This is a genomic window from Leclercia adecarboxylata (assembly GCF_006874705.1).
Classification (GTDB): Bacteria; Pseudomonadota; Gammaproteobacteria; order Enterobacterales; family Enterobacteriaceae; genus Enterobacter; species Enterobacter adecarboxylatus_C.
This window is the reverse complement of record NZ_CP035382.1, coordinates 3,063,056-3,088,074: the sequence shown is the minus strand read 5'-3', so window position 1 is coordinate 3,088,074 and position 25,019 is coordinate 3,063,056. Positions and strand designations below refer to the sequence as shown.

At 60.2% G+C, this 25,019-nt stretch carries 27 protein-coding genes; 13 read left to right on the top strand and 14 right to left on the bottom strand.

Annotated features, from left to right (window positions below; genetic code table 11):
- Positions 1-41 precede the first annotated feature (41 nt).
- The 4 genes from ES815_RS15630 to ES815_RS15615 all read right to left on the bottom strand — a co-directional run bounded on the left by ES815_RS15630 (position 42) and on the right by ES815_RS15615 (position 4,946).
- Positions 42-1,286 (bottom strand): LVIVD repeat-containing protein, encoded by a 1,245-nt coding sequence (locus ES815_RS15630; protein WP_142488636.1) that lies wholly within the window; start codon positions 1,284-1,286, stop codon positions 42-44.
- An 81-nt stretch (positions 1,287-1,367) separates the two neighbouring features.
- On the bottom strand, positions 1,368-2,432 hold the full coding sequence (locus ES815_RS15625; RefSeq protein WP_142488634.1) for a sugar ABC transporter substrate-binding protein: 1,065 nt from the start codon (positions 2,430-2,432) through the stop codon (positions 1,368-1,370).
- 19 nt (positions 2,433-2,451) lie between these two features.
- On the bottom strand, positions 2,452-3,447 hold the full coding sequence (locus ES815_RS15620; protein ID WP_142488632.1) for an ABC transporter permease: 996 nt from the start codon (positions 3,445-3,447) through the stop codon (positions 2,452-2,454).
- A complete protein-coding gene (locus ES815_RS15615) occupies positions 3,444-4,946 on the bottom strand; it encodes a sugar ABC transporter ATP-binding protein (protein ID WP_142488630.1) in 1,503 nt (500 codons plus the stop codon). The genes ES815_RS15620 and ES815_RS15615 overlap by 4 nt, the downstream gene beginning before the upstream one ends.
- 161 nt (positions 4,947-5,107) lie before the next feature.
- On the opposite strand from ES815_RS15615, the gene ES815_RS15610 reads away from it, so the two are divergent.
- The 4 genes from ES815_RS15610 (at position 5,108) to ES815_RS15595 (ending at position 7,882) form a co-directional block, all read left to right on the top strand.
- Positions 5,108-6,205 (top strand): oxidoreductase, encoded by a 1,098-nt coding sequence (locus ES815_RS15610; RefSeq protein ID WP_142488628.1) that lies wholly within the window; start codon positions 5,108-5,110, stop codon positions 6,203-6,205.
- Between the two features lie 61 nt (positions 6,206-6,266).
- The gene (locus ES815_RS15605) at positions 6,267-7,010 is read left to right on the top strand and encodes an SDR family NAD(P)-dependent oxidoreductase (RefSeq protein WP_142488626.1); all 744 of its coding nucleotides are present in this window, start codon (positions 6,267-6,269) and stop codon (positions 7,008-7,010) included.
- Between the two features lie 190 nt (positions 7,011-7,200).
- The gene (locus ES815_RS15600; protein ID WP_142488624.1) at positions 7,201-7,500 is read left to right on the top strand and encodes a type II toxin-antitoxin system RelE family toxin; all 300 of its coding nucleotides are present in this window, start codon (positions 7,201-7,203) and stop codon (positions 7,498-7,500) included.
- Positions 7,478-7,882 (top strand): helix-turn-helix domain-containing protein, encoded by a 405-nt coding sequence (locus tag ES815_RS15595; RefSeq protein WP_142488622.1) that lies wholly within the window; start codon positions 7,478-7,480, stop codon positions 7,880-7,882. The genes ES815_RS15600 and ES815_RS15595 overlap by 23 nt, the downstream gene beginning before the upstream one ends.
- Here ES815_RS15595 and ES815_RS15590 read toward each other — a convergent pair.
- Together ES815_RS15590 and cstA are read right to left on the bottom strand one after the other, a co-directional pair.
- Entirely contained in the window at positions 7,879-8,076 is a 198-nt protein-coding gene (locus tag ES815_RS15590; protein WP_142488620.1) for a YbdD/YjiX family protein, read from the bottom strand. The two genes, ES815_RS15595 and ES815_RS15590, sit on opposite strands and share 4 nt — an antisense overlap.
- 59 nt (positions 8,077-8,135) lie before the next feature.
- Positions 8,136-10,241 carry a pyruvate/proton symporter CstA gene (cstA, locus tag ES815_RS15585; RefSeq protein WP_142488618.1) on the bottom strand — a complete coding sequence of 702 codons (2,106 nt, stop codon included), beginning with the start codon at positions 10,239-10,241 and terminating at the stop codon, positions 8,136-8,138.
- Positions 10,242-10,522: 281 nt separating this feature from the next.
- Between cstA and ES815_RS15580 the strand changes: the two genes are divergently transcribed.
- Genes ES815_RS15580 through ES815_RS15570 form a run of 3 tightly spaced genes read left to right on the top strand, consistent with a single transcriptional unit; the run spans position 10,523 to position 12,829 of the window.
- The gene (locus ES815_RS15580; RefSeq protein ID WP_142488616.1) at positions 10,523-11,239 is read left to right on the top strand and encodes a nucleoside recognition domain-containing protein; all 717 of its coding nucleotides are present in this window, start codon (positions 10,523-10,525) and stop codon (positions 11,237-11,239) included.
- Positions 11,239-11,703: a YjiG family protein gene (locus tag ES815_RS15575; RefSeq protein WP_142488614.1), complete on the top strand. Its 465-nt coding sequence runs from the start codon at positions 11,239-11,241 to the stop codon at positions 11,701-11,703. The genes ES815_RS15580 and ES815_RS15575 overlap by 1 nt, the downstream gene beginning before the upstream one ends.
- 13 nt (positions 11,704-11,716) lie before the next feature.
- Complete coding sequence (locus ES815_RS15570) at positions 11,717-12,829, top strand: M20 family metallopeptidase (protein WP_142488613.1); 1,113 nt, start codon at positions 11,717-11,719, stop codon at positions 12,827-12,829.
- A gap of 97 nt (positions 12,830-12,926) precedes the next feature.
- Here the strand turns inward: ES815_RS15570 and bamE are convergent, their stop codons facing one another.
- From bamE to entC, 7 genes are all read right to left on the bottom strand, one after another.
- Positions 12,927-13,307 (bottom strand): outer membrane protein assembly factor BamE, encoded by a 381-nt coding sequence (gene bamE, locus ES815_RS15565; protein ID WP_260609625.1) that lies wholly within the window; start codon positions 13,305-13,307, stop codon positions 12,927-12,929.
- Positions 13,285-13,815, bottom strand: coding sequence for a hypothetical protein (locus ES815_RS15560; protein WP_260609624.1), 531 nt, complete (start codon positions 13,813-13,815; stop codon positions 13,285-13,287). Before ES815_RS15560 ends, bamE begins: the two co-directional genes overlap by 23 nt.
- A 147-nt stretch (positions 13,816-13,962) precedes the next feature.
- Positions 13,963-14,376 carry a proofreading thioesterase EntH gene (gene entH, locus ES815_RS15555; RefSeq protein WP_142488611.1) on the bottom strand — a complete coding sequence of 138 codons (414 nt, stop codon included), beginning with the start codon at positions 14,374-14,376 and terminating at the stop codon, positions 13,963-13,965.
- Entirely contained in the window at positions 14,377-15,123 is a 747-nt protein-coding gene (gene entA, locus ES815_RS15550) for a 2,3-dihydro-2,3-dihydroxybenzoate dehydrogenase EntA (protein ID WP_142490068.1), read from the bottom strand.
- A gap of 2 nt (positions 15,124-15,125) precedes the next feature.
- Positions 15,126-15,980, bottom strand: coding sequence for an isochorismatase (locus tag ES815_RS15545; protein ID WP_142488609.1), 855 nt, complete (start codon positions 15,978-15,980; stop codon positions 15,126-15,128).
- Between the two features lie 10 nt (positions 15,981-15,990).
- Positions 15,991-17,589 carry a (2,3-dihydroxybenzoyl)adenylate synthase EntE gene (gene entE, locus ES815_RS15540; protein WP_142488607.1) on the bottom strand — a complete coding sequence of 533 codons (1,599 nt, stop codon included), beginning with the start codon at positions 17,587-17,589 and terminating at the stop codon, positions 15,991-15,993.
- A 9-nt stretch (positions 17,590-17,598) separates the two neighbouring features.
- Complete coding sequence (entC, locus tag ES815_RS15535; protein ID WP_142488605.1) at positions 17,599-18,774, bottom strand: isochorismate synthase EntC; 1,176 nt, start codon at positions 18,772-18,774, stop codon at positions 17,599-17,601.
- Between the two features lie 187 nt (positions 18,775-18,961).
- Here entC and fepB point away from each other — a divergent pair, with 187 nt between their 5' ends.
- Positions 18,962-19,921, top strand: a complete 960-nt coding sequence (gene fepB, locus ES815_RS15530) for a Fe2+-enterobactin ABC transporter substrate-binding protein (RefSeq protein ID WP_142488603.1) — start codon at positions 18,962-18,964, stop codon at positions 19,919-19,921.
- Between the two features lie 110 nt (positions 19,922-20,031).
- On the opposite strand, the gene entS is transcribed toward fepB, so the two are convergent.
- On the bottom strand, positions 20,032-21,267 hold the full coding sequence (gene entS / locus ES815_RS15525; protein WP_142488601.1) for an enterobactin transporter EntS: 1,236 nt from the start codon (positions 21,265-21,267) through the stop codon (positions 20,032-20,034).
- Between the two features lie 111 nt (positions 21,268-21,378).
- On the opposite strand from entS, the gene fepD reads away from it, so the two are divergent.
- The 5 genes from fepD to ES815_RS15500 all read left to right on the top strand — a co-directional run bounded on the left by fepD (position 21,379) and on the right by ES815_RS15500 (position 24,952).
- On the top strand, positions 21,379-22,383 hold the full coding sequence (fepD, locus tag ES815_RS15520) for a Fe(3+)-siderophore ABC transporter permease (RefSeq protein ID WP_142488599.1): 1,005 nt from the start codon (positions 21,379-21,381) through the stop codon (positions 22,381-22,383).
- Complete coding sequence (fepG, locus tag ES815_RS15515; RefSeq protein WP_142488597.1) at positions 22,383-23,372, top strand: iron-enterobactin ABC transporter permease; 990 nt, start codon at positions 22,383-22,385, stop codon at positions 23,370-23,372. The genes fepD and fepG overlap by 1 nt, the downstream gene beginning before the upstream one ends.
- Positions 23,369-24,163 (top strand): iron-enterobactin ABC transporter ATP-binding protein, encoded by a 795-nt coding sequence (gene fepC, locus ES815_RS15510; RefSeq protein ID WP_142488595.1) that lies wholly within the window; start codon positions 23,369-23,371, stop codon positions 24,161-24,163. Before fepG ends, fepC begins: the two co-directional genes overlap by 4 nt.
- Positions 24,164-24,285: 122 nt before the next feature.
- Complete coding sequence (locus ES815_RS15505) at positions 24,286-24,534, top strand: hypothetical protein (RefSeq protein WP_260609710.1); 249 nt, start codon at positions 24,286-24,288, stop codon at positions 24,532-24,534.
- A complete protein-coding gene (locus ES815_RS15500; RefSeq protein ID WP_142488592.1) occupies positions 24,461-24,952 on the top strand; it encodes a nucleotidyl transferase AbiEii/AbiGii toxin family protein in 492 nt (163 codons plus the stop codon). The genes ES815_RS15505 and ES815_RS15500 overlap by 74 nt, the downstream gene beginning before the upstream one ends.
- The last annotated feature ends 67 nt before the right edge of the window (positions 24,953-25,019 follow it).

Here is a 25,019-nt window from a genome sequence, read left to right as displayed (position 1 = left end):
GGTGGCGGCTTCGCCTTACCCGGCCTACAAAACCGGTCCCCTCACCCCAAATACTCAATCACCGACAACCCGCCGTTATAATCCGTGCTGTAAATAATCCCCTGCGCATCCACAAACACATCGCAGGACTGGATCACCTGCGGGCGGTTGGGCCGGGTATCCATCATCTTCTCCGGTGCGGCGGGCACCAGCGCGGCGGTCTCTACCGGGCGATACGGGTTCGAAATGTCGTACGCGCGCACCCCCGCATTCTGATACGTGGCAAAAATCAACGTTGAGCTGACAAAGCTGCCCGGGCGGTTTTCGTGCAGGTTGTGCGGCCCGAAGTGCGCCCCTTTCGCCACGTAATCCCGCTCGTTCGGCTGTGGGAAGGTGGCAATACTCACCGGGTTCGACGGCTCGCGAATATCAAACAGCCAAATCAGCTTCTCGCCGTCCTCCTGATTGTCGAGCACCGCTTCGTCCAGCACCACCAGCAGGTCCCGGTCCGGCAGCGGCAGCGCGGTGTGGGTGCCGCCGCCAAACGGCGGGCTCCAGTTGCGATGGGCGATCAGTTTCGGCTGGCTGCGATCCTTTACGTCCAGCAGGGTCAGGCCGCCGTCGCGCCAGCTACCGTAGGCGGTATCCCCATTGATAATCGCGTGATGCAGGGCATAGCGTTTGCCCTCCGGCCACTCGGGCGTTTCTCCTGCCGCCTGGTTCATCCCCGGCAGCCACCAGCGCCCGGCGACTTCCGGCTTGCGCGGATCCGCCAGATCGATGGTCAGGAAGATGTAATCGGTAAAGCCGTCGATCAGCGCCGAGACATAGGCCCAGCGGCCGCCCACGTACCAGATGCGGTGAATGCCGATACCACTCAGCGACAGGAAGCTGATTTCCCGCGGTTTATCCGGGGTGGAGATATCAAAGACGCGCAGCCCGGCGCTCCAGCCTCTGTCCTGCACGTCGCTGACCGTCTCCCCCACCTGACGGGTGTAGTAGACCTTTTCGTCAGCAAAGCGGACATCGGCAAACAGATCCCGGGCGTTGATCACCAGCAGCAGGTCGTCGTGGGCCTGGAGATGCACGTTCCAGGTGCCCGGCGGCGCAGGAACATAGCCCGCAGCCCTCGGGTTTTTCGGGTCGCGCACGTCGACGATCGAAAAGCCCTGGGACACCATATGGCCGATATAGGCAAAGCCGCGATGCACCATCAGCTGTACGCCGTCCGGGCGTCCGCCCTGGTCGCTGTGGCCAATTAAGCGCATATTGCGGCTGTATTCGGGGGTGGGTAGTTGAGAAGTCATATCGAGCCTTTCGCCGGGTGGCGGCTGCGCCTTACCCGGCCTACAAAACCGTAGGCCCGGTAAGCGCAGCGCCACCGGGCATTATTTTGCCTTCGCTTCTAACGTCGCGAACCACGGGGCGATAAAGTCTTCGGTCTGGCCCCAGCCCGGGATGATTTTCCCTAATGATGCCACGTTCACCGCGCCCGGCTGGGACGACAGCAGCGCCTGCGGAATAGCGGCCGCCTTAAAGTCATAGGTTGCAGGCGTTGCTTCACCGGCAATCTTGTTGGCAATGAGACGCACGTTGGTGGCGCCAATCAGCTTCGGATCCACCGCCACGCTCACCACCCACGGGCTGCCCGCTTCACGCATCAGCTGTAGATCCTGGTTGGAGATGTCGATGCTGTAGAGTTTGATCTCGGTGCGGCCGTTCTCTTTCAACGCTTTATAGGCGCCCTGGCTGAAGGCGTCCCAGGTGCCCCAGATAGCGTCGATCTTGCCTTTCGGGTATTTCGCCAGCACCGCGCCCACTTTGTTGGCAGTATCGCCCTGCACGTCTGAGGAGACCGCGCCGATGGACTCCAGCTCCTTGATGCCCGGGTTCTGCTTCAGCAGTTCCTGGTAGGCGGTCTGACGACGCTCCATCGGCGGGAAGCCGGCGACCCACAGCTTGATGATGTTGGCCTTACCGTTGAAATCTTTCACCAGCTGGCCAAACGAGAGGTTGGTCAGGGAGGCGTCATCCTGCTGGGTCACGGTTACGCCGGGGATCTCCCCGTTCACTGCGGTATCGAACACCGCCACCTTGATCCCGGCATCGACGGCTTTTTTCACCAGCGCGGTGGAGTACGGATCGCGTCCCTGGGAGAGGATAATGCCGTCATATTTCTGGGTGATCGCCTGGTTAACGAAGTCCTGGAATTTGGCGTCGTCGCCGTTGCTTAAAAAGGTGCTGACCTTAAAGCCGAGCTTTTTGCCTTCCTGAATCGCACCGGCCACAAACTGGGTAGTGTTGTCGTCCGAGCCGAGGTTGCGGATCACCGCGATGCGGATCTGTCCGTCATGGTTGGCAATGGCCGCCGGAACCGGCGCAGGCGTCGCCGCATAGCCCGGCAGGGAACTCAGTAATCCCAGGGTCAGCAAAGAAAGTGCAACTTTTTTCATTTTTTATCCCGTCGTGTTGTTAACGTTTTTGTACGTAGGTGATGGCCAGCGCAATCGCCAGCACCAGCCCTTTTATAATGTCCATTGCGTAATAGGGCACCGAGAGCATCACCAGCCCGTTGGAGAGCACCCCAAGGATCACCGCCCCCACCAGGGTGCCCAGCGCGTTCGGTTTGCCGGAGCCGGCGAACGAGAAGCCGATCCACGCCGCCGCCACCGCATCCATCAGATAACCGCCGCCGGCATTCACCTGCGAGGAGCCAATGCGCGAGGCCAGCAGAATGCCGCCAAGGCCCGCCAGCAGCGAAGCAATCACGTAGGCCGCCACTTTATAGCGGGTGGTGCGAATGCCGGACAGGCGCGCCGCTTCCGGGTTGCCGCCAATGGCGTACATACGGCGACCGTGGGTGGTCAGGGATAGTCCCAGCTGCGCCAGCAGCGTCACCGCCAGCATAATGATGACGATGGTCGGCACCTGCCCCAGCGCGCCAAACGCTGCCGGGATGGTCCCTTCCGCCATGTCGCCGCTCGGCAGCACCATGTTTTCGGTGATCGACCCGCCGTAGCTGTAAGTCATCGCCACGCCCTGGATCACAAACAGGCTGGCGAGGGTGGCGAGCATGTCGGGAATGCGCAGGATGACGATCAGGAAGGCGTTAAACAGCCCCACCAGGGTGCAGAGCGCCAGGGTGATCAGAATGGATTCGGTGGTGCCGAAGCCGTGCCAGACAAACAGCGAGATCACCAGGGCATTTGCCAGCGACGCGGTAGAGCCGACAGAGAGGTCAAACCCGCCAATGGTCAGCGAGATGGAGACGCCGATGGCAATTACCGTCACGATGGCGATAGAGCGCAGAATGTTGATGATGTTGTTGGGATCGAGGAAGTTCTCTGACGCCACGCCGAAAATGGCCACCAGCGCGACCACCGTCAGCAACATGCCCCATTTGTAGAGAAAATCGAAAATTTGCTGACGGCCAGACGCCGCCGCCGTCACTGAAAGGGCCTTGCTCACGACGCCGTTCCTCCGGTTGAATAATAAAGTAATGTCTCTTCGCGGGCGGTTGCCCCCTCGAGCTCCGCCACGATGCGCCCGTCCCACAGCACGCAGATGCGGTCGCACAGGCCCACCAGCTCGGCAAATTCCCCCGAGGCATAAATCACCCCTTTGCCTTCCCGCGCCAGGCCGTCAATCAGCTGGAACAGATCGGTTTTGGCCTTCACGTCCACCCCTTTAGTGGGCTCGTCGAAGATCAGCACCTGGGCGTTGCCGCGCAGCCATTTGCCAATCGCCACCTTCTGCTGGTTACCACCCGACAGACGGCGCAGTACCTGCCCCGGCCCGCGGGTGCGCACGCCCACCCGGGCGATCACCTCTTCAGCCCAGCGCCACGCCTGGCGATGCCCGAACAGGCTCCAGCGCGAAAAGCTGTTATCCGCTGACACCGCCAGGTTCATGCTCACCGGCTCATCGATAAAGATGCCCTCTTTGCGCCGCTCTTCCGGCACCAGCGCCAGCCCACGCAGGACCGAATCCGCCGGGTCACGCGGTTTCCAGGGCTTTTGGTTCAGTTCGCCTTTTGCCACCTGGCTTTTACTGGCGCCAAACAGCGCCTTGCAGAGTTCGGTTTTCCCGGCTCCCGCCAGCCCGGCGATGCCCAGAATTTCGCCCTTGCGCAGGTGCAGGGAGATATCCTTCAGCAGCCCTTCGTCATGCAACCCCTCCACGCGCAGCAGGGTTTCGCCGCTGTGAGGAGGACGCGCAGGGGGGTAGATATCGCTCAGCTCGTGGCCGAGCATCTTCTCGACGATCGCTTCGCCGCTGAGGTCCGCCATCGGGCCGGACTCGATCAGCTTGCCGTCGCGCAGCACCGTTAAGGTGTCGCAGATCGCCTTCAGCTCGTGGATGCGGTGGGAGATAAACACCACCCCGATCCCCTGCTGCTGCAGGCGTCGCACCACGGTAAACAGCCGCTCGCTCTCGTGGGCGTCCAGCGGCGCGGTGGGTTCATCCAGAATTAAAAACCGGCAGTGATGAGAGAGCGCCCGCGCCAGCAGGATCTGCTGCTTTTCCGCCAGGGTGCAGCTGTCGATAGCGCGCCGCACGTCGAGGGAGACGTCCAGCTGCGCCAGCGCCTGCCGGGCCTGCTCGCGCAGTTTTCCCCAGTGGAAGCGGTGCCCCGGCTGCGCCAGATGATCGAGCATGATGTTTTCCGCAATGCTCAGGCCGGGGATCAGCGCTACGTCCACCTCCTGCTGCACCAGATGGATGCCCAGCCGTTTGGCATCCACCGGCTCGCGAATAGTGACAAGCTGGTGATTGATGCTGATTTCGCCTTCATAGCGCGCGTGCGTGCCGCACAGCACCGCCATCAGGGTCGATTTACCGGCGCCGTTCGCGCCCGTGAGCGCGTGTACCGATCCGCCCGTCAGTGTGAAATCGACGCGCGACAATGCCTGAAAGCCAGAAAAAGCCAGGCTGATGCCGCGCATCTCGAGGCGACTGGTTGACATTCGCTGCGATCCCTTATCATTAATCTTTTGATTTATGGAATTTTTCACAGCCGGGACTGGCTGGCAACGAAGGAAAAAGCATAAGATAAAGCAAAATAGTATTAGCCATCTGGATGTCTAGCCATAACATCGGGTTAGCGCTTCGTAAAAAGGACACCATCATGAGCAACACCGATATCCGCGTCGTTCCCGGCCCGGCCAACTATTACTCCCACCGCGGGGCCCTTGCCCGCCTGAACGCATTTTTCACTCCGGAGCAGCTCTCCCGGGCGGTATGGATCTACGGCGAACGCGCCCTTGCCGGTGCGCGCCCGTTCCTGCCCGAAAGTTTCAATACAAAGGGAGCCAAACATCTGCTGTTTAAAGGCCACTGCAGCGAACACGATGTGAACCAGCTCGTGCAGGATGCTGGCGATAACCGCAGCGTAGTGATTGGCGTCGGCGGCGGCGCGCTGCTGGATACCGCCAAAGCGGTGGCCCGTCGTCTGGGCCTGCCGGTGGTTGCCATTCCAACCATCGCCGCCACCTGCGCCGCCTGGACTCCGCTGTCGGTGTGGTACAACGATGCCGGGCAGGCGCTGCACTTTGAGATCTTTGACGATGCCAACTATCTGGTGCTGGTCGAGCCGGAAATCGTGCTTAACGCCCCGGCGGAGTACCTGCTGGCGGGGATCGGCGATACCCTGGCAAAATGGTATGAAGCGGTGGTGCTGGCCCCGCAGCCCGAGCAGCTACCGCTGACGGTCAGGCTCGGGATCAACGGCGCGCTGGCGATCCGCGACGTGCTGCTGGAACACAGCGAGCAGGCGCTGGCCGACCAGACGCGCCGCGAGGTCACCCGTGAATTTCATGACGTGGTGGATGCCATTATCGCCGGCGGCGGCATGGTGGGCGGGCTGGGAGAACGCTACACCCGCGTGGCGGCGGCGCATGCGGTGCATAACGGCTTAACGGTGCTGCCGCAGACCGCGCAGTTCCTCCACGGCACCAAGGTGGCCTACGGCATTCTGGTGCAGAGCGCCCTGCTCGGCCAGGACGCGGTGCTGCGCGAACTGGTCGCGGCGTATCAGCGCTTTAACCTGCCCACCACCCTGCGCGAGCTGGAGGTGGATATCCACAACCGCGACGAGCTGGACAAGGTTATTGCCCATACCCTGCGCCCTGTGGAGTCGATCCATGCCCTGCCGATCGCCCTGACGCCAGCGATCCTGCGCGCCGCGTTTGAGAAAGTGGAAAACCTCAGCCGCCCGGCGGATTGACGCCGGACACACGCCTTCTATACATAAGGATGGTTCTCATCACTCTTGAGTTGAGGTCATCATGCAGATCGATTTAACAGGTAAGAAGGCGCTGGTTACCGGTGCCAGCCGGGGTTTGGGCCGTGCTATTGCGCTGTCGCTGGCCCGGGCGGGTGCCGATGTGGTTATCACCTATGAGAAATCCGCCGATAAGGCCCAGGCCGTTGCCGATGAAATTACGGCGATGGGACGCCTCAGCGAGGCGGTTCAGGCCGACAGAGCCAGCGCCGAGGCCATTCAGAATGCCGTCACCCATGCGGCGCGCACCCTGGGCGGGCTCGATATTCTGGTCAATAACGCCGGGATTGCGCGCGGCGGTGAACTGGAGTCCATGACCCTGGCGGACATTGATGCCCTGATTAACGTCAATATTCGCGGGGTGGTGATCGCTATCCAGGCCGCGCTGGTGCATATGTCCGACGGCGGACGGATCATCAACATCGGCAGCTGTCTGGCCAACCGCGTCGCCCAGCCGGGTATCGCGGTCTCTTCAATGACCAAATCGGCGCTCAACTCTCTGACCCGTGGGCTGGCACGTGACCTCGGGCCGCGCGGCATCACCGTCAATCTGGTCCACCCCGGTCCCACCAATAGCGATATGAACCCGGAGGATGGCGTGCAGGCCGCATCGCAGCGCCAGCTTATTGCCACCGGGCACTACGGCCAGCCGGAAGATATCGCCGCCGCGGTCACCTTCCTTGCCAGCCCTGCAGCCGGGCAGATCTCCGGCACCGGGCTGGACGTGGACGGTGGGCTGAACGCCTGACGCCCGCTCGCAGATCTTATGTACGCCTCTGCCGCCTGGCAGAGGCGTTTTCGACCCGCCTCGACAATCCGTTTTTTGCCGCTTTTTCCGCCCCGATCCCCGTCCTACAGTACCTCATAAGTAATTCGGAATTTATCTAATAGTCTTATTATTTCCTTATATTTCGTGTGGGCGTACAGTGGAGGTACGGATGAAGATTGTGTGGTCAAGAACCGCTAAACGCGATCTGGCAAAGATAGATAAGCGCTACCAGACGCGAATTGAAGAGAAAATGGCGGCAATCAATGACAGAAATGCGCCGCGTCCTGATATTAAAAAACTCGATATGGGTGAGGATTATTATCGCTTACGGACTGGAGATTACCGGGTGATCTTCATTTTCCAGGGAGAGTCGCGGGATGTTTGCTACATCGTGGCCGTCAAGCGAAGAACGTCCACCACTTATCTGCATGAGGAGAACACTCTCTATGGCTGTACAAATGATCAATGATGACGAAGGTAAGCCGCAATATGTCGTTATTCCTTACGACGAGTACTTCCGTATGCAACTGCAACTGGCGGAATATGATGATGAAAATGAAGAAGAATGGGAGAAAATCGATAGCGAAACCGACATCTATGATCATGTTGGTTTACCCGAAGATGTCTGCCGCATTATGACTTATGAACAGGTCAGCCTGCAGGCCGCCTGGCGCATCCTGCGCGGCTTATCGCAACAGGAGGTAGCCGACAAGCTGGGCATCAGCCAGTCCGCCGTGTCACAGCTGGAAGCCGTCGACTCCCGCCCGCAAAAACGCACCCGTGAAAAACTGGCGGCCATTTACGGCTGCACGCAGGAGCAGATCAGCCTGTATCTGCCGAAAGAGGGTTAACAGCACTTCGCCCCGCCTTTGGCGCCGTAGCGGGCGTCCTGGCGATCGCGGAAAAATTCTTCGTAGGTCATCGGGGTCTGGTCAGGATGGTTGACGCGCATATGCTCAACGTAGTTGTCGTAGTCCGGCACGCCGATCATCATTTTTGCCGCCTGGCCTAAGTACTTACCTGCTTTAGATAGGGTGTCGAACATATCGCTCATCTCACTGGAAATGTAGGCCGGGTAAGCGCTAGCGCCACCCGGCATTGCCTTTAATGGGCACTTTTCGCCTGGGTCACAATCTCTTCATAGTTGGCAGGCATCGGCTGATACGGCGTCTCTTTCGCCGTTGGCTTGTCCTGTTTCAGGGCGGCCAGGGCGGTCTTCAGAGAATACAGCGCCAGCACCACAACCACCACCATAAAGAAGATGGTCAACCCGGCATCGAGACGGTTGTTAAACACCAGCTGTGACAGCTGCGACTCGGTGTACTGCGCAGGGATCTTACCGCTGTCGATCAACGCCTGGAACTTGTTGGCGATGGCGAGGAAGCCCACTTTCGCATCCGGGCTGAAGGCTTTCTGCCAGCCGGCGGTCAGGGTACAGATCAGCAGCCACGCCGTTGGCACCAGGGCCACCCAGGCGTAACGCTGACGTTTCATCTTGAACAGCACCACCGCGCAGAGCATCAGCGCCATACCGGCCAGCATCTGGTTAGCGATACCGAACAGTGGCCACAGGGTGTTGATGCCCCCCAGCGGATCCACCACCCCCTGATGCAGGAAGTAACCCCACGCCAGCACGCACAGCGCGGTCGCCAGCAGGTTGGCCGGCAGCGACTCGGTGCGCTTCAGCCCCGGAGAAATCACCCCCAGCAGATCCTGCAGCATAAAGCGCGCCGCACGGGTTCCCGCATCCACCGCCGTCAGGATAAACAGGGCTTCAAACAGGATCGCAAAGTGATACCAGAACGATACATCCATCAGGCCGCCCAGCGCGCCGTGCAGAATGTAGGCCATCCCCACCGCCAGGGTCGGCGCACCGCCCGCACGGGAGATAATCGACTGCTCGCCCACTTCGTTGGCGATCTGGGTCAGGGTATCCGGGGTAATGGCAAAGCCCCAGCCGCTCACCACCTGGGCCGCAGAGGCCACCACGTCCGCCGTACCGGCCGGTGCCAGCACCGCAATCGGGCTGTTCATCGCGAAGTAAACGCCGGGATCGATAATACAGGCCGACACCAGCGCCATGATGGCAACAAAGGACTCCATCAGCATGCCGCCGTAGCCGATAAAGCAGGCCTGATTTTCATTAGCCAGCATCTTCGGCGTGGTGCCGGAGGCGATCAGGGCATGGAAGCCAGAGACTGCGCCACAGGCGATGGTGATAAACAGGAACGGGAACATGTTGCCGGACCAGACCGGACCGGTGCCGTCGATAAACTTAGTTACCGCAGGCATGGTCAGGGTCGGGCGCATAATCAGAATGCCAATCGCCAGCCCGACGATGGTGCCGATTTTCAGGAAGGTGGAGAGGTAGTCGCGCGGGGCCAGCAGCAGCCACACCGGGAGTACCGCGGCCACAAAGCCATAGCCCACCAGCATCCAGGTCAGCTGCACGCCGGTATAGTCAAAGTACGGGGCCCAGGTTGGACTCTCGGCCACCCAGCCGCCGGAGATAATGGCGAACACCAGGAAGAACAGGCCAATCACCGACACTTCACCAATGCGGCCCGGGCGCAGGTAGCGAATGTAGATCCCCATGAAGATCGCCAGCGGAATGGTAAAGGCCACGGTGTAAGTCCCCCACGGGCTGTGGGTCAGGGCTTTCACCACAATCATCGCCAGCACCGCAAGGATAATCACCATGATCATGAAACAGGCCACCAGGGCAATTACCCCGGCGGTAGGCCCCATCTCCTCTTTCACCAGCTCGCCGAGCGAGCGCCCGTCGCGGCGGGTGGAGACGAACAGCACCATAAAGTCCTGCACTGCCCCGGCCAGCACCACCCCGGCGAGGATCCAGATCATCCCCGGGAGATAGCCCATCTGCGCGGCCAGCACTGGCCCCACCAGCGGTCCGGCTCCGGCAATCGCCGCAAAGTGGTGGCCAAACAGCACCTTTTTGTCGGTCGGGACATAGTCCAGACCATCGTTATGCCGCACCGCCGGCGTCATGCGCGTCGGGTCGACGGAGAGCACGTTGCGAGCGATAAATTTACCGTAAAAACGGTAGGCAATCAGATAGATACAGACCGCTGCGACCACAATCCACAGCGCATTGATCTGTTCACCGCGGTTGAGGGCGATATAGCCCAGCGCAAAGGCGCCCACCACGGAGAGCCCTGCCCAGATGAGGTATTTCCCTGAGTTGTTCATGATATGGTTTCCATCATCGCAGAAGAGAGATGTTACATTTTGTATCTATAACACTCGCTTAAGATTTAACAACTCAACTACACGTAAAAACAGACATCCAACCAGTCATTTACATAACATTGTTAAGCCGATCACTTTCACCCGCTTTCCGTGCCTTATCCAGTTCACAATTCAGGCAATTTTTCCCGTATCTGCGTTTACAGGATGATTTACATCAGTTTTTTTATGGGTTTTATCACCAGAATAGCCTTGCAGGACACTATTTTAACAAGGAAAAGGATATGAAAAGTTTACACCCTGAGGAGTATAAGGTGGGCCCCGGCGCGTATTTCGCACTGGCGTTTGCAGCAGTATTTTTCTCCGGCCTGTTAGGCGGTAAAGAGTGGTACGGCGTGTTTGATTTCACCACGCTGAACGGCGCGTTTGGCAAGGTGGTCAGTAAAGCGAGTCTTAACGAGGGCACCTTAACCACCGCCACCAGCGCCTTTCGCGGCACCGGTGGCAGCGGCGCGATGGATGGTTTTCTGTTTGCCCTCGGGCTGATCCCGGCGGTGATGTTTGCCCTCGGCATGATCAACGTGCTGGAGCATTACGGCGCCCTGCGTGCCGCGCGCAAGCTGCTAACCCCGCTACTGCGGCCGCTGCTGGGCATCCCGGGCACCACCGGCCTGGCGCTGATCGGCAGCCTGCAAAGCACCGATGTGGGCGCGTCCCTGACCCGCAACCTCGCCGACGAGGGGCAGATCAGCGAGAACGAAAAAGATGTCTTCGCCATGTTTCAGTTCTCGGCCGGGGCGATGATCACCAACTTCTTCTCCTCCGGCGCGATCCTCTTCACCCTGGTGGCTATCGACGGCACGGCGGCAGTGCCGACCTCCATCGGAGCCTGCATCGCGGTGATGTTCATCATGAAAATTGTCGGTGCCAATATGATGCGCCTGGTTGTCAGATTCCAGAATAAAGCCCCCGTCACCGCCCCGGCAAAAGGAGAAGCCTGATGAGCGCCCCGAACGCAAATCCTGTTATTACCGACGTCTTTGTCGAAGGCGCCCGCAAGGGCTGGGGCATTGCCACCAGCAGCACCCTACCAAACGTGGTGATGGCCTTTATCATCATCAAAGCGCTGGAGATAACCGGCGCGTTAAAAGGACTGGGAATGATATTCGCCCCGCTGATGGGGCTGTTTGGCCTGCCGGGAGAAGCCGCCGCGGTGCTGATCGGCGGCTGGATGTCGATGGGCGGCGGTATTGGCGTCGCCATCGGCCTGTTTGATAAAGGCATTCTTACCGGCGAGCACCTAGCGATCCTCGCTCCGGCCATCTACCTGATGGGCTCCCAGGTGCAGTACCTCGGGCGCATCCTCGGGGTGATTGGCACCCGTGCCACCCGTATTCCGCTGATGATCGCCATCTCGGTTATCAACGCCTTCTTAGCCATGCTGCTGATGCGCATTATTCTCTGAAAAAGGATCGCTGATGAATCTTGAACACTACATTGAAGAGCTGAAAACCCTGGTCAATGTCGACTGCGGGACCAAAACCCTCGACGGCGTGGCGACGGTGGCGGGCATTATGCAGCGCCTGTGGCAGGCCGAAGGCTGGCATACCGAACAGGTTGATCTGGGCGATCGGGTGGGCCCCGGCGTGTTTGTTACCAACAAGCCGCAGGCGGAAAAATTCGACGTGCTGCTGGTGGGCCACCTCGACACGGTGTTTGCCCCGGGCACGGCGGCAGCGCGTCCGTTAAGTCAGGATGACACCCGGCTGTACGGCCCTGGCGTCTCGGACATGAAGAGCGGCCTGCTGAATATTCTGTGGGCGATGCGCGGGCTGGACGTGGCTGATAAACAGCGGCTGTCGATTGCGGTGGCGATGAACCCGGATGAAGAGACCGGTTCCGTTTACTCACACGAATGGATCGGCGAGCTGGCAAAACGGTCCCGCTGCGTGCTGGTGTGCGAAGCCGCCCGCGCCGACGGGTCGCTGGTGAAAGCGCGTAAAGGGATGGCCGGCTATCAGCTGCACTTCAGCGGCGTGGCGGCCCATGCGGGTAACGACCCGGAGAAAGGCCGTTCGGCGATCGTGGCGCTGGCCCACAGCATTCTGGCGATTAACGGGCTGACCGACCTGACGCGCGGCACCACGCTGAACGTCGGGGTGATCCAAGGCGGCAGCGCGGGAAACGTGGTGGCCGACATCGCCGACGCCGAGCTGGACGTGCGCTTCTGGGAAAACGACGAATACGACCGGGTGCATCAGGCGCTGGAGGCATTATGTGCGAAAGGTTTTCTCGACGGGGTGACCACCACTCTCACCCGCATCAACCACAAACCGGCGATGGCCACCAGCGATGAGACGCGTGCGTTGATGGCACGGGTTGAGCAAGCCGGACGCGAAGAGGAGATCGCCATTACCTGGCAGGCGGTCGGCGGCGGCAGCGATGCGAACCATACCGCGGCCTTGGGTATCCCGACCCTCGACGGTTTTGGCCCGATCGGCGCCGGTTTCCACAGCCCGGCGGAGTGGCTGGATAAGGCGTCGATTGAACCGCGGATCAGGTTGTTAAAGCGGGTGGTGTCGATGTTGTAACCATTGTGCAGTTGTGCGCCCGGTGGCGGCTTCGCCTTACCGGGCCTACAAAACCCACGTTTGCGGGTGGATACCCAGTTAAAGCAAAGGGATATAATTACGCCTTTTTATATTCCCGGTGGGTAAGTATTTTATTTTCATTAAAAGTCAGTACCAGCGTTACGGACTCATCATAAAACACAGGAACGACCACATACAGCGCGCGTCCTTTAACCTTCGAATGATATAACCACGTATTCTGATGGTTGTAATCCTGCGGAATATCGGGTCGCCCTAACAGCAGTAACACATCCTTTTTGGTTGTTTTACCCGTCACCAACTTTTTATCCAGGTCGCTTTCCTGGAGTTTACTGACGGTTCCCTGTTGCGTACGATCGACATTCCTTATACAACCGCTGAGCATAGCCATACAAAATAAGCCCAACAAAATAAGCCCCGGTATTTTCACACCGAGACTATTTACTTGTGTAACCTTCATATTTTTCGACCTTTTCGTCCAGGTAGATTTGGTTTTCGCTGTCATATTTTAAATGGGTCGCATACAGCACGCAGTAACCACTCTTATCCGAAACTGAAAGGCGAAACTCATAGGTTTCACCTTTTTGCGGCACAAAGGTATAGCTCACAAAGTTACAGCCATAGAGGAACCTGAACCCCACCCGGGTCGGCGTTCCGGCATACACTTTCGCGTCGTAATAGGTTTCTTTATAGCGATCCGGGTCATTGCTGGCTTTCGGGAACCCCAGATCGTGGGTAGGCCGTAACACCACGACGCTGGTAAAATCAACCGCACCATCTTTTTTGCCGTGCTGACTGATCGTAAATCCAGGCGGGTTACCGATCATGCGAACATTTGCCGTGTTTTGCTCGGAATCCGGCGGCGGCGTATAAGGTACTTTTCCCCAGTAGGTGGCGCATCCTGATAATAATAATGATGCAGCGAGCGCTCCCGTAATATATCGCATTTTTTCCATTGTCATTTCCATTATATTCATCCCGCCGGGCAGCATAACGAAAAACCGTAACAGCGACCATCCTGCCGCAATTAAAAGGGGAATTTTAAGAAAATAGTGATGCTAATTTCGTTAAGATTAAAATAAATGACGCAGGGCGAGAATATTCTCGCCCTGATATTAGCCCAACACCATGGTACTCAACCTACAGGTACAGCAGCGCCGCCCTTGCTCGTCATACACCACGATCTCCCAGCTCTGGCTGGTGCGCCCGAGATGCAGAGGCTGACACACCCCACGCACCTTCCCCTGCGACACCGCACGATGATGAGTGGCATTGAGCTCCGTGCCTACCACGCTCTGTCCATCACGGGTCATCAGAAAACCGGCCATTGACCCCAGCGTCTCCGCCAGCGCCGCCGACGCGCCGCCGTGCAGCAGGCCAAACGGCTGATGGGTGCGGGCATCCACCGGCATCTCGGCTTCGAGGGTGTCATCACCGATGCGGGTATAGACGATCCCCAGATGCGCCACCATCGTGTTCAGGCTGGAGTCGTTCAGCGCCTCCAGGGACAAATGTCGTTTCCAGATCATTCAGGCCCCCAGCGTCGAGCCACCGTCCACCACGATATCCTGTAAGGTGATGTGGCTGGCGTGGTCAGAAGCGAGGAACAGCACGGTGCTGGCAATCTCTTCAGGACGGGCGATTTTTCCCAGCGGAATGCCGAGCTTGAACTGCTCGCCAAAGCCGCGAATACGCTGCTGCTCGGCGTCATCGCTCACCCACAGGGTGCGCTGCATATCGGTATCGGTAGAGCCCGGCGACACCAGATTACAGCGCACGCCGCTGCCCGCCAGCTCGAGGCCGACGGTCAGGGCGAGGCTTTTCAGCGCCGCTTTCGAAGCACCGTAGGCGCTCATGCCGATGCGCGGGGTATGCGCCGCGTCGGACGCCACGGTGACAATCGCCCCGCCCTGCTGACGACGGAACTGGCCCATCGTCTGCTGGAACAGGTTGAAGGCCCCACCCACGTTGACCGCAAAGGTCTCCTGCCAGTGGTCCTGCGAGAGCTGATCGGTCGCCCCCATCCGCAGGATCCCGGCGGCATTGACCAGCACATCCAGACGATCGATCGTCGCCAGCAGACGCCCGCAAACCTCGTTCACCTGTACCGCGTCCGCCACGTTCAGCACTTCGGTGGCAAAGGGATAGCTCGCCTGCGGGAAGGCGACGTCAAAGCCTGTCACCTTTGCGCCCGCCTCAGCAAACGCCCGCGCGGTGGCGTAACCGATGCCTTTTCCGGCCCCGGTCACCCAGACAGTTTTCCCCGTGAAATCCAGCATTATTTCACCTCGCGGGAGAGCAGCGCCCACCAGGCATCCAGGGTCGGGTTTTTCGCCAGCATCACGAAGTCGATATCGCCATGCACTTTGCGCCAGCGCGCCGCCAGGGCCATCATCCGCACTGAATCCAGACCGTAGTCGATCAGGTTTTCGTCATCCATCGGCTCGTCGGACTCGTCCAGCAGCGGCAGGATCAGCTCCCGCAGCGCCGCTTTACTGGCCGGCAGCGACGGCAGCAGTTCGTCGGTCATCACCACGCGACCGGAACGACCGGCCACATACTTGAGCGACATCAGGTGCTCATCCCGGGTGAAGTCCGCCAGCGCATCGGCGACAAAGAACGGCTGGATGTCGCGCATAAAGGCGTCGGTGGCGGTAGTCATGCAGCCGATATGGGCGTACACCCCGGTGATGATCAGCTGATCGCGGCCGCTCTCTTTGAGCATCTGCTCCAGCGGCGAGCGGTGAAACGCGCTGTAGCGCCACTTCACCAGCACGGTGTCGGCGTCATCCGGGGTCAGCTCCGCGACAATGCGCTGCTGCTCCGGGGAGCGGGTCAGGCCCGGTCCCCACATATCGTTCAGCAGGGCGCGATCTTCATCGCTCTGCTCTTTCGGCTGGGCGGTGTAGTAGACCGGGATCCCTTGCTGTTTGCAGTAGTCGCGCAGGCGGGCAATGTTCGCCACTACCTGGGCCATCATTGGGCAGTTATCGCCCCAGAAGTTGAGAAAATACTCCTGCATATCGTGGATCAGCAGCGCGGCGCGCGCGGGCTCCATCGTCCAGCTGACTTTGTTGGTCGGCAGATCTGCTGCCCCTGGCAGCGCATAACCGGTTAATTTTGGAATTGCCATCTTCTGCTCCTCAGCCCTGCGCCCGTTCGGCCAGCCACAGGCGTAATTGTTTTTTATCGACTTTGCCTACCGGCGTCAGCGGCAGTGCCTCCAGGCACTCCACGCGATCCGGCAGTTTGAATTCTGCAACCCCCTGCTCGCGCAGGAAGCGGCGCACCTCGACCGCGCGCAGGGGCTGTTTCACCACCAGATACGCACAGCTCTTCTCGCCCAGCAGGCTGTCCTCCATGCTGACCAGCGCGGCGTGGATCACCGCCTCGTGGCGCAGGAGCAGGTTTTCCACCTCTTCGGCGGCGATCTTCTCCCCGCCGCGGTTGATCTGATCTTTTTCGCGACCCTGCACGGTGATATAGCCCTGCTCGTCAATGGCGATCAGATCCCCGGAGCAGTAAAAGCCGTTCGCATCAAAGGCGCTGGCGTTGTGTTCCGGGCTCTTGTAGTAGCCACGGAAGGTGTAAGGCCCGCGGGTCATCAGACGCCCCACCTCGCCGCGCGGCAGCGGATTGCCGTGCTCATCGGCCACCCACACTTCGTCATCCGGGCACATCGGGCGGCCCTGGGTATTCATGATGCGTTCCGGGGCATCATCCAGCGCGGTGTAGTTCACCAGCCCTTCGGCCATGCCGAACACCTGCTGGAGCTGGCAGCCCATCTCCGCCGGAATACGGGCAGCCAGGGTGGCGGAGAGTCGCGCTCCGCCCACCTGCAACAGCTGCAGCGAGGCCAGCTGGGCATTACCAGCCCCTTCTGCAATAGCCTGTAGCCACAGGCTGACCGCCGGCGGCACCAGCGAGGTGACGGTGATCTGATGCTGTTCGATCAGTGGGAAGCAGAGCGTGGCGCTCGGATCGTTGGCCAGCACCACGCAGCCCCCGGCCATAAAGATCCCCAGCGTGCCCGGGGAGCTCATCGCAAAGTTGTGCGCCGCCGGGAGGGCGTTCAGGTAACGGGTTTGCGCGCTAATACCGCAGATCTCGTTGCTGCGACGAATGCTGTAGTAGTAGTCGTTGTGGGTGCGCGGGATCAGCTTCGGCGTGCCGGTACTGCCGCCGGAGAGCTGGAAGAACGCCACCTCATCGGCCGGGGTCGGGCTGGCGATAAAGTTCTCCGCCGGACGGGCAATGGCCGTCTCCAGCCCTTCGCCGCGCAGCAGCACCACGCGCACGGAGCGGTGCTGCTCCACAAAGGTGTTGAGGAAGTCGTCGCCGGCAAACAGCCCGTGGGCGCGGTCGGCAATCAGCAGCGCGGGCTCAATCTGGCTGGCGTAGGCGTTCAGCTCGCTGCGCTGATGGCTGAAGAGAGCATTGACCGGAGCCACGCCCACCTGCAACAGCGCGAAGAAGGTGATATAGAACTCGGCGACGTTCCCCAGCTGCACCAGAGCGGTTTCGCCCCGCTGGATCCCCTGCGCCTGCAGCGCGGCTGCGAGGTTATTGACGCACTGCTGGAACTGGCGATACGTAATGCGGCGTTCGCCGTCGATAATCGCCAGCGCATCGCTGTCGGCGTGGCGGGTCAGAATCTCTGTCAGAGGCAGATCCTGCCAGTAACCTTTTTCACGATAGCGGCGGGCGAATTCATCGGGCCAGCGGGTAAAGGGAAGGGTCATGATTAATCCTTAATGCAAACCAAAAACGTTCAGCATGGTGGTCAGTTTGACGCCGGTTTCGCGCCACTCGGCGACCGGTGAGGAGGCAGGCACAATCCCGGCACCGGCAAACAGGCGCACGCTGTTGGCGTGAAGTCGCGCGCAGCGGATGGTCACCACCCACTCGCCGTTGCCTTCGCTGTCGCACCAGCCGACGATGCCGCCGAACAGGTCGCGGTCGAACGGCTCCAGCTCGGCAATCAGTTCTTTCGCCGCCTGGTGCGGGAAGCCGCTCAGGGCCGGAGTCGGGTGCAGCAGGCAGGCCAGGGTCAGGGCGTTTTCATCTTCACGCGCGTCGCCTTCCACCGGGGTGGCGAGGTGCCACAGGGTCGGGGTGGTCACCAGCTGCGGCGAGGCAGGCATGGTCAGCTGATGGCTGCGCGGGGTCAGGACCGCCTTCATCGCCTGGGTGACCAGCTCATGTTCGTGACGATCTTTTGCCGAGGCCAGCAGCTTGTTGCCCGCCTCGCGATCGAGCATGTCGTCCGGCTGACGACGGGCGGAGCCGGCCAGCGGCAGAGAGCTGAAATGGGGCCCCTCTTTACGCAGCAGCAGCTCCGGGCTGGCGCCGAGCAGTACCCCGCCATCTTCCAGCGGGACGTGGAAGTTAAAGCTGGCCGGGTTCTGGGCAATCAGTTTTTCCAGCAGCGCACCGCTGTCGAGGTGCTCTTCGGTTGCGATATCGATCAGGCGCGACAGCACCACCTTGTTGACGCGCGGAGTGGCGGTCAGGGCGGCGGCGCGGGCCACCATCTCTTCGAAGGCTAACTGCGCCGGGATCTCGGTGCGGGATTTGACCGTCAAGGGTGCGGTCCGGGCGGCATAGCGGGCAGACTGCTGGCGCGCCGGGCGGGCAAAAGGTTGCCACGCTTGCGGAATGAACAGCGACGAGGGCTGGCGGGTATCAAAAGGGATCGCCCCTACCATCACCGGGTTAGCAATCCCGGCGGCTTTGGCATCGGCAAAGGCCTGGGCCAGCTGCTGCTGAAACGCGCTGGCCGGATCGTCGCCGCCGACGGCTGGAGTGGAAAAACGGGCAAAGCAGCCAGACGTGGTAAAGCTGCGATAGGGCGACATAAAGAAGAAGCTGTCTTTGTGCAGCGTGGTCGCGGTGTGCTGAACGTCCTCAGCCAGTGACGTATCCATATCATCCTCCTGAAATGATAAAAGCAGTAAGAATTATTATCATTTATATTTTCGCTCGCTAACCTAATCCCAGAGCGCGATGGTGTCAACCGCCTACAGCGCAACTTGTGCGACTATCGCTTGCAACCCTGCGGCTCATTCATGAAAATGAGAAGCATTAACTTCAACGAAAACAGGATGCCCCTTAGTGAAACTGCCCGCTGTTTGTCGTAACACCCTGCTTTTAACCGGACTTTTAATTTCAGGATTAACCTCAGCGCTTGCCGCCGACTGGCCGCGTCAGGTCACTGACAGCCACGGAACCCACACGCTGGAAAGCAAACCGACGCGGATTGTCTCCACCAGCGTGACCCTCACCGGCTCCCTGCTGGCGATTGATGCCCCGGTGATTGCCAGCGGCGCCACCACGCCGAATAACCGGGTGGCGGACGATCAGGGCTTTTTGCGCCAGTGGGGCGAGGTGGCAAAACAGCGTAAGCTGGCGCGCCTGTATATCGGTGAGCCGAGCGCCGAAGCCGTTGCCGCCCAGATGCCGGATCTGATCCTGGTCAGCGCCACCGGTGGGGATTCTGCCGTGGCGCTGTACGATCAGCTCTCAGCTATCGCCCCAACGCTGGTGATCAACTACGACGACAAAAGCTGGCAGGCGCTGCTGACCCAGCTGGGCACCCTCACCGGCCAGGAGCAGCAGGCCGCCGCGCGGATTGCGGAACTTGATACACAGCTCACCCGGGTCAAACAGCAGCTGAAGCAGCCGCCGCAGCCGGTGAACGCCATTGTCTATACCGCCGCCGCCCACAGCGCCAACCTGTGGACCGCCGAGTCGGCGCAGGGCAAGCTGCTGCAACAGCTGGGCTTCTCTCTTGCCACTCTGCCCGCCGGGCTGAACCCGTCGCAGAGCCAGGGCAAACGCCACGACATTGTGCAGTTAGGGGGAGAAAATCTGGCGACCGGGCTGAACGGCGAAGGGCTGTTCCTGTTTGCCGGGGATCAGAAGGACGTGGATGCGATCTACGCCAACCCGCTGCTGGCCCATCTCCCGGCGGTGCAAAACAAACGCGTCTGGGCGCTGGGCACCGAGACCTTCCGCCTGGATTATTTCAGTGCGATGCGGGTGCTGGAGCGTTTAGAGGGGTTGTTTAAGTAAGGTGCGGCCTTGTGCCCGGTGGCGCTGCGCTTACCGGGCCTACGGTTCGTGCGGTTGTGGGTGTTGTAGGCCGGGTAAGGCGTAGCCGCCACCCGGCACATTCCACCGCATTAAACCGGAGCAGGCTCCTGCCGGAACCGGCGCAACTCCGCTAACCCCACCAGCAGTATTGCCCCCACCATCGCCAGCATAAACCCGCTGCTGCTGGCCGACGCCACCGGGGTCATAATCACCCCCAGCCCGCCGAGAATGGCGGCGCCAATCGCATCCCCGGTCACGTTTTGCGCCGTCCACAGGCCGTTGATGCGCCCGAGCATCGCTTCCGGGGTCTGGGTCTGGATCAGGGTGTATTGCAGCAATGAGCTGACCGCGCTCAGCCAGCCGAACAGCGCCAGGCAGATCGCGCCCAGGGCCCAGAACGGCATCAGGCTGAAGAAACCAATCGCAATAAACGAGGCCAGGGTTGCCACCAGCATAATCAGCCCCGGCCGCGCACTCTGCGCCAGGTTGCCGCTGGTGAGCGCGCCAAAAGCCGCACCCAGCGGGATCGCCGCATACAGCAGGCCAATCTGCGACACGCTCATCTGCCACTCAATCGCCAGCGCCGGATAGAGCACCCGCACCGCGCTCGCCATCGTCAGCAGACCACCCAGCAGGGCGATGCCGCCAATCAGCGGGTTGCTGAACAGAAAGCGGATCGCCGCCATCAGGGATTTCAGCGGATGCTCACGCGGCTGCGGCGGAGGTGGCAATAAAGGCAGGCGCAGCAGGGTTAAGGTGGTGATAAAGGTACCCGCCGCCGCCAGGCCGTAGTTCCAGGCGACGTTCCCGGTGCCGAGCAGCAGGCCGCCGACCATCGGCGAGATCACCGAGCCCAGACGCACGGTGAGCATAGTGATGGCGCCGGCCTGCATCAGGTTTTCGCGCCCCACCAGCGCCGGCGTTGCCGCCAGCAGCGCCGTTACCCCGAGGGAAGCAAAAAAGCCGTCCCACAGGCCCAGGGCATAGATGGCGATTAACGACGGCTCCGGCAGCATCGCGTTCAAACATAACCCGACAAAGCCCACCCCACAGGTGCCGCGCGCCAGCAAAATCAGCTTCTTACGCTCGTAGCGATCCGCCAGCACCCCGCCGACCATCAGACCGATAAACATCGCTCCACCGGTCAGGGTGACGGAGAGCCCCACCAGCCAGCTGGAGTGGGTCATTATCTGGATTTGGACCGGTACGGCCACGCCGAGCAGGCCAAGGGATAAAATGGAGATAAAACGGGCAATAAAAACAGCACGAAACGCCGGATGGGTCTTCAGCAGACTCAGATTGAGCAGCCAGGATTGTCGGGTCATTACAAAGCCTTAATGGTTTCTTTTGTACCAATTCCATGGCCGCACATGCTAACATAGCTAAATAAGATAGATAACGATAATTACTATCATTATCAAATCATGGACGTTGCTATGTCGTACTCCTCTTCCGCGTCACGCGCCCTTGCCGTGCCCGGTTTACTGTTACTGCTCGCGTTTGCCGTCGCCCTCAGCCTGTCGGTGGGTGCGAAACCGCTGCCGTTTTCCGTGGTGGTCGATGCCCTCACCGCCACCTGTCAAAGCGCCGACTGCACCATCGTGCGGGATGCCCGACTTCCGCGCACCCTCGCCGGACTGCTGGCCGGTGCCGCTCTCGGTCTCGCCGGCGCGCTGATGCAAACCCTGACCCGCAATCCGCTGGCCGACCCGGGCATTCTCGGGGTTAACGCCGGGGCCAGCTTCGCCATCGTGCTGGGCGCGGCGCTGTTTGGCTTATCCTCCCCCGGCGAACAGCTGGTGATGGCGCTGTGCGGGGCCTTTGCCGCCTCGCTGCTGGTGGCCTTTACCGGCAGCCAGGGCGGGGGCCAGCTTAGCCCGGTTCGCCTGACGCTTGCGGGCGTAGCGCTGGGGGCGGTCCTGGACGGTCTCTCCAACGGCATCGCCCTGCTCAACCCGGACGTCTACGACCAGCTGCGCTTCTGGCAGGCGGGCTCGCTGGATATCCGCACCCTGCAAACGTTACAGGTGGTGAGCGTGCCGGTGCTGATCGCCGCCGCCGTAGCGCTGTTGTTAAGCCGGGCGCTCAACAGCCTGAGCCTCGGCAGCGACACCGCCACCGCCCTCGGCAGCCGCGTGGCGCGCACCCAGTTTCTCGGATTACTGACCATTACCGTCCTGTGCGGCAGCGCCACGGCGGTGGTGGGCCCCATCGCCTTTATCGGCCTGATGATGCCGCACATGGCGCGCTGGCTGGTGGGAGCCGATCACCGCTGGTCCCTGCCGGTGACGCTGCTTGCCACGCCTGCCCTGCTGCTGTTTGCCGATATTATCGGGCGTCTGCTGGTGCCCGGCGAGCTGCGGGTGTCGGTGGTCAGCGCCTTTATCGGCGCGCCGGTGCTGATTTTCCTGGTGCGCCGCAAGCGCGGAGGTGGATTGTGATGGCCCCGTCCCGTCGTTTAGTTATCAGTTGCCTGATGCTGGTTCTGGTCAGTCTCGGCGTGGCCCTGTTTAGCCTGCGCAGCGGGGCGGTGACGCTCGATTTCGCTCAGGTCTTCAATGCCCTGACCGGCAGTGCGCCGCGTAATATCACCATGGTGGTCACCGAATGGCGTTTACCGCGGGTGATGATGGCCCTGCTGGTCGGCGCGGCCCTTGGGATCAGCGGCGCGATTTTCCAGTCGCTGATGCGCAACCCCCTCGGCAGTCCGGACGTGATGGGCTTTAACACCGGGGCATGGAGCGGCGTGCTGGTAGCGATGGTGCTGTTTGGTCAGCACCTGACGGCCATTACGCTGGCGGCAATGGCGGGCGGTATTCTCACCTCGCTGATCGTCTGGGCGCTGGCCTGGCGCGACGGCATTGAAACCTTCCGCCTGATCATCATTGGCATCGGCATGCGCGCCATGCTGATGGCCTTTAACACCTGGCTGCTATTGCAGGCGTCGCTGGAGACCTCGCTCTCTGCCGGGCTGTGGTTCGCCGGGTCGCTCAACGGCCTGACGTGGGCCAAAACCCTGCCCGCCGCCCCGCTGATCCTGCTGATGTTTGTCTGCGCATTACTGCTGGTAAAACGGATGCGTCTGCTGGAGATGGGTGACGACAGCGCCTGCGCGCTGGGCGTCAGCGTCGAGCGTTCGCGTCTGATGCTGATGCTGGTGGCGGTGGTGTTAACCGCCGCGGCCACCGCCATTGCCGGGCCGATCTCCTTTATTGCGCTGGTAGCACCGCATATCGCCCGCCGTCTGAGCGGTACCGCCCGCTGGGGGTTAACCCAGTCGGCGCTGTGCGGATCGCTGCTGCTGCTAGCGGCGGATCTCTGCGCCCAGCAGCTGTTTATGCCGTATCAACTTCCGGTGGGCGTAGTGACCGTCAGTCTTGGCGGTATCTACCTTATCGTCTTGCTTGTTCAGGAGTCCCGCAAGAAATGAGTGCCAATCTGACCCGCTTGCGCGGCGAAAATCTGACCCTCGGCTACGGCAAAAAAACCGTGGCTGAAAATTTGCAGGTGGCGATCCCCGACGGCCACTTCACCGCCATTATCGGCCCTAACGGCTGCGGGAAATCGACCCTGCTGCGCACCCTCAGCCGCCTGATGACGCCGCTTCATGGCAACGTTTTCCTCGATGGCGAGCAGATCCAGCGCTTTGCCAGCAAAGAGGTGGCGCGCCGGGTCGGGCTGCTGGCGCAAAACGCCACTACGCCGGGGGATATCACGGTGCAGGAGCTGGTGGCGCGCGGGCGCTATCCGCACCAGCCGCTGTTTACCCGCTGGCGTAAAGAGGATGAACTGGCGGTCACCAAAGCGATGCAGGCCACCGGTATTACCGACCTGGCGGCGCAGAGCGTGGATACCCTCTCCGGTGGACAGCGTCAGCGGGCGTGGATTGCGATGGTGCTGGCCCAGGAGACATCGATCATGCTGCTGGATGAGCCGACCACCTGGCTGGATATCAGCCATCAGATCGACCTGCTGGAGCTGCTGAGCGACCTGAACCGCACCCAGGGCTTTACCCTTGCGGCGGTGCTGCATGACCTGAACCAGGCCTGCCGCTATGCCACCCATCTGATTGCCCTGCGTGACGGAAAGATTGTGGCCGAGGGGGCGCCGAAAGATATTGTCACCCCGGAACTGATCGAGCGGATCTACGGGATGCGCTGCATGATTATTGACGATCCGGTGGCGGGCTCCCCGCTGGTGGTGCCACTGGGACGGCGGTAAAATAAAAAATATCTCTACACTAAAGACACCTAATGGTGTCTTTAGTGTTTATATAACTATGTTAAACTCGCTATGTGCACACTAAAAACACTTGGAGATGTCTTTTTTGTAGAGATAGCGCCATGGATAAACTGACCGCCATTAACACCCTGGATACTTTCAGCCGACACGGAAGGTATGTTTTTCATATAAACGACCTGAAATACCTGTTTTCTGATGAGTCAGACTGCACGCTGAAAGCTTCCCTTAAACGTCTTGTTGAGGCAAATATCCTGACCCGCGCGGTACAGGGAGTTTATGTCTACAACCGCGCGCCCCGCTTATACCTACTCGTACCGACAGCTCGTGCGCAATTACAGCGTGTTGCCTGACGGCTATAGCGATACCCTCATCAGAGTCGAATCATTAGATGAGATCATGGCGGATAAACTGGTCTCGCTACCTGCAAGTACCCTCAGGATCCGATATCGCGATATGTGGGATTTGATCTGGTTAAAACAGCAAGGCGCAAAAATGAATGTCGGGCTGGTGAGTCAAAAACTCGCTGACTATAAGATCGAGAATTTTGAGCAATTAATTCAGATCAGAATTGATTCTCTTCCAGCAATCATCGCCGAAGGTCATTTTTATAATGAAATGACGCGCTTTATTCCATCGGCAGTATATGAAACCAGCCTGGGTAGAGAAGGCTTTTCATCGTTTTTACTCGACAGCCTTAGCGATTTATTAAACCAGCTCAGAACAGAACTCTATGCAAAGAAAAATAACCCCGCCTTATTCAAATTATAAACAGACCCGCGTTTTCCGTAGGCCCGGCAAGCGTAGCGCCGCCGGGCGTCAGCCGCAACGCTGCTGC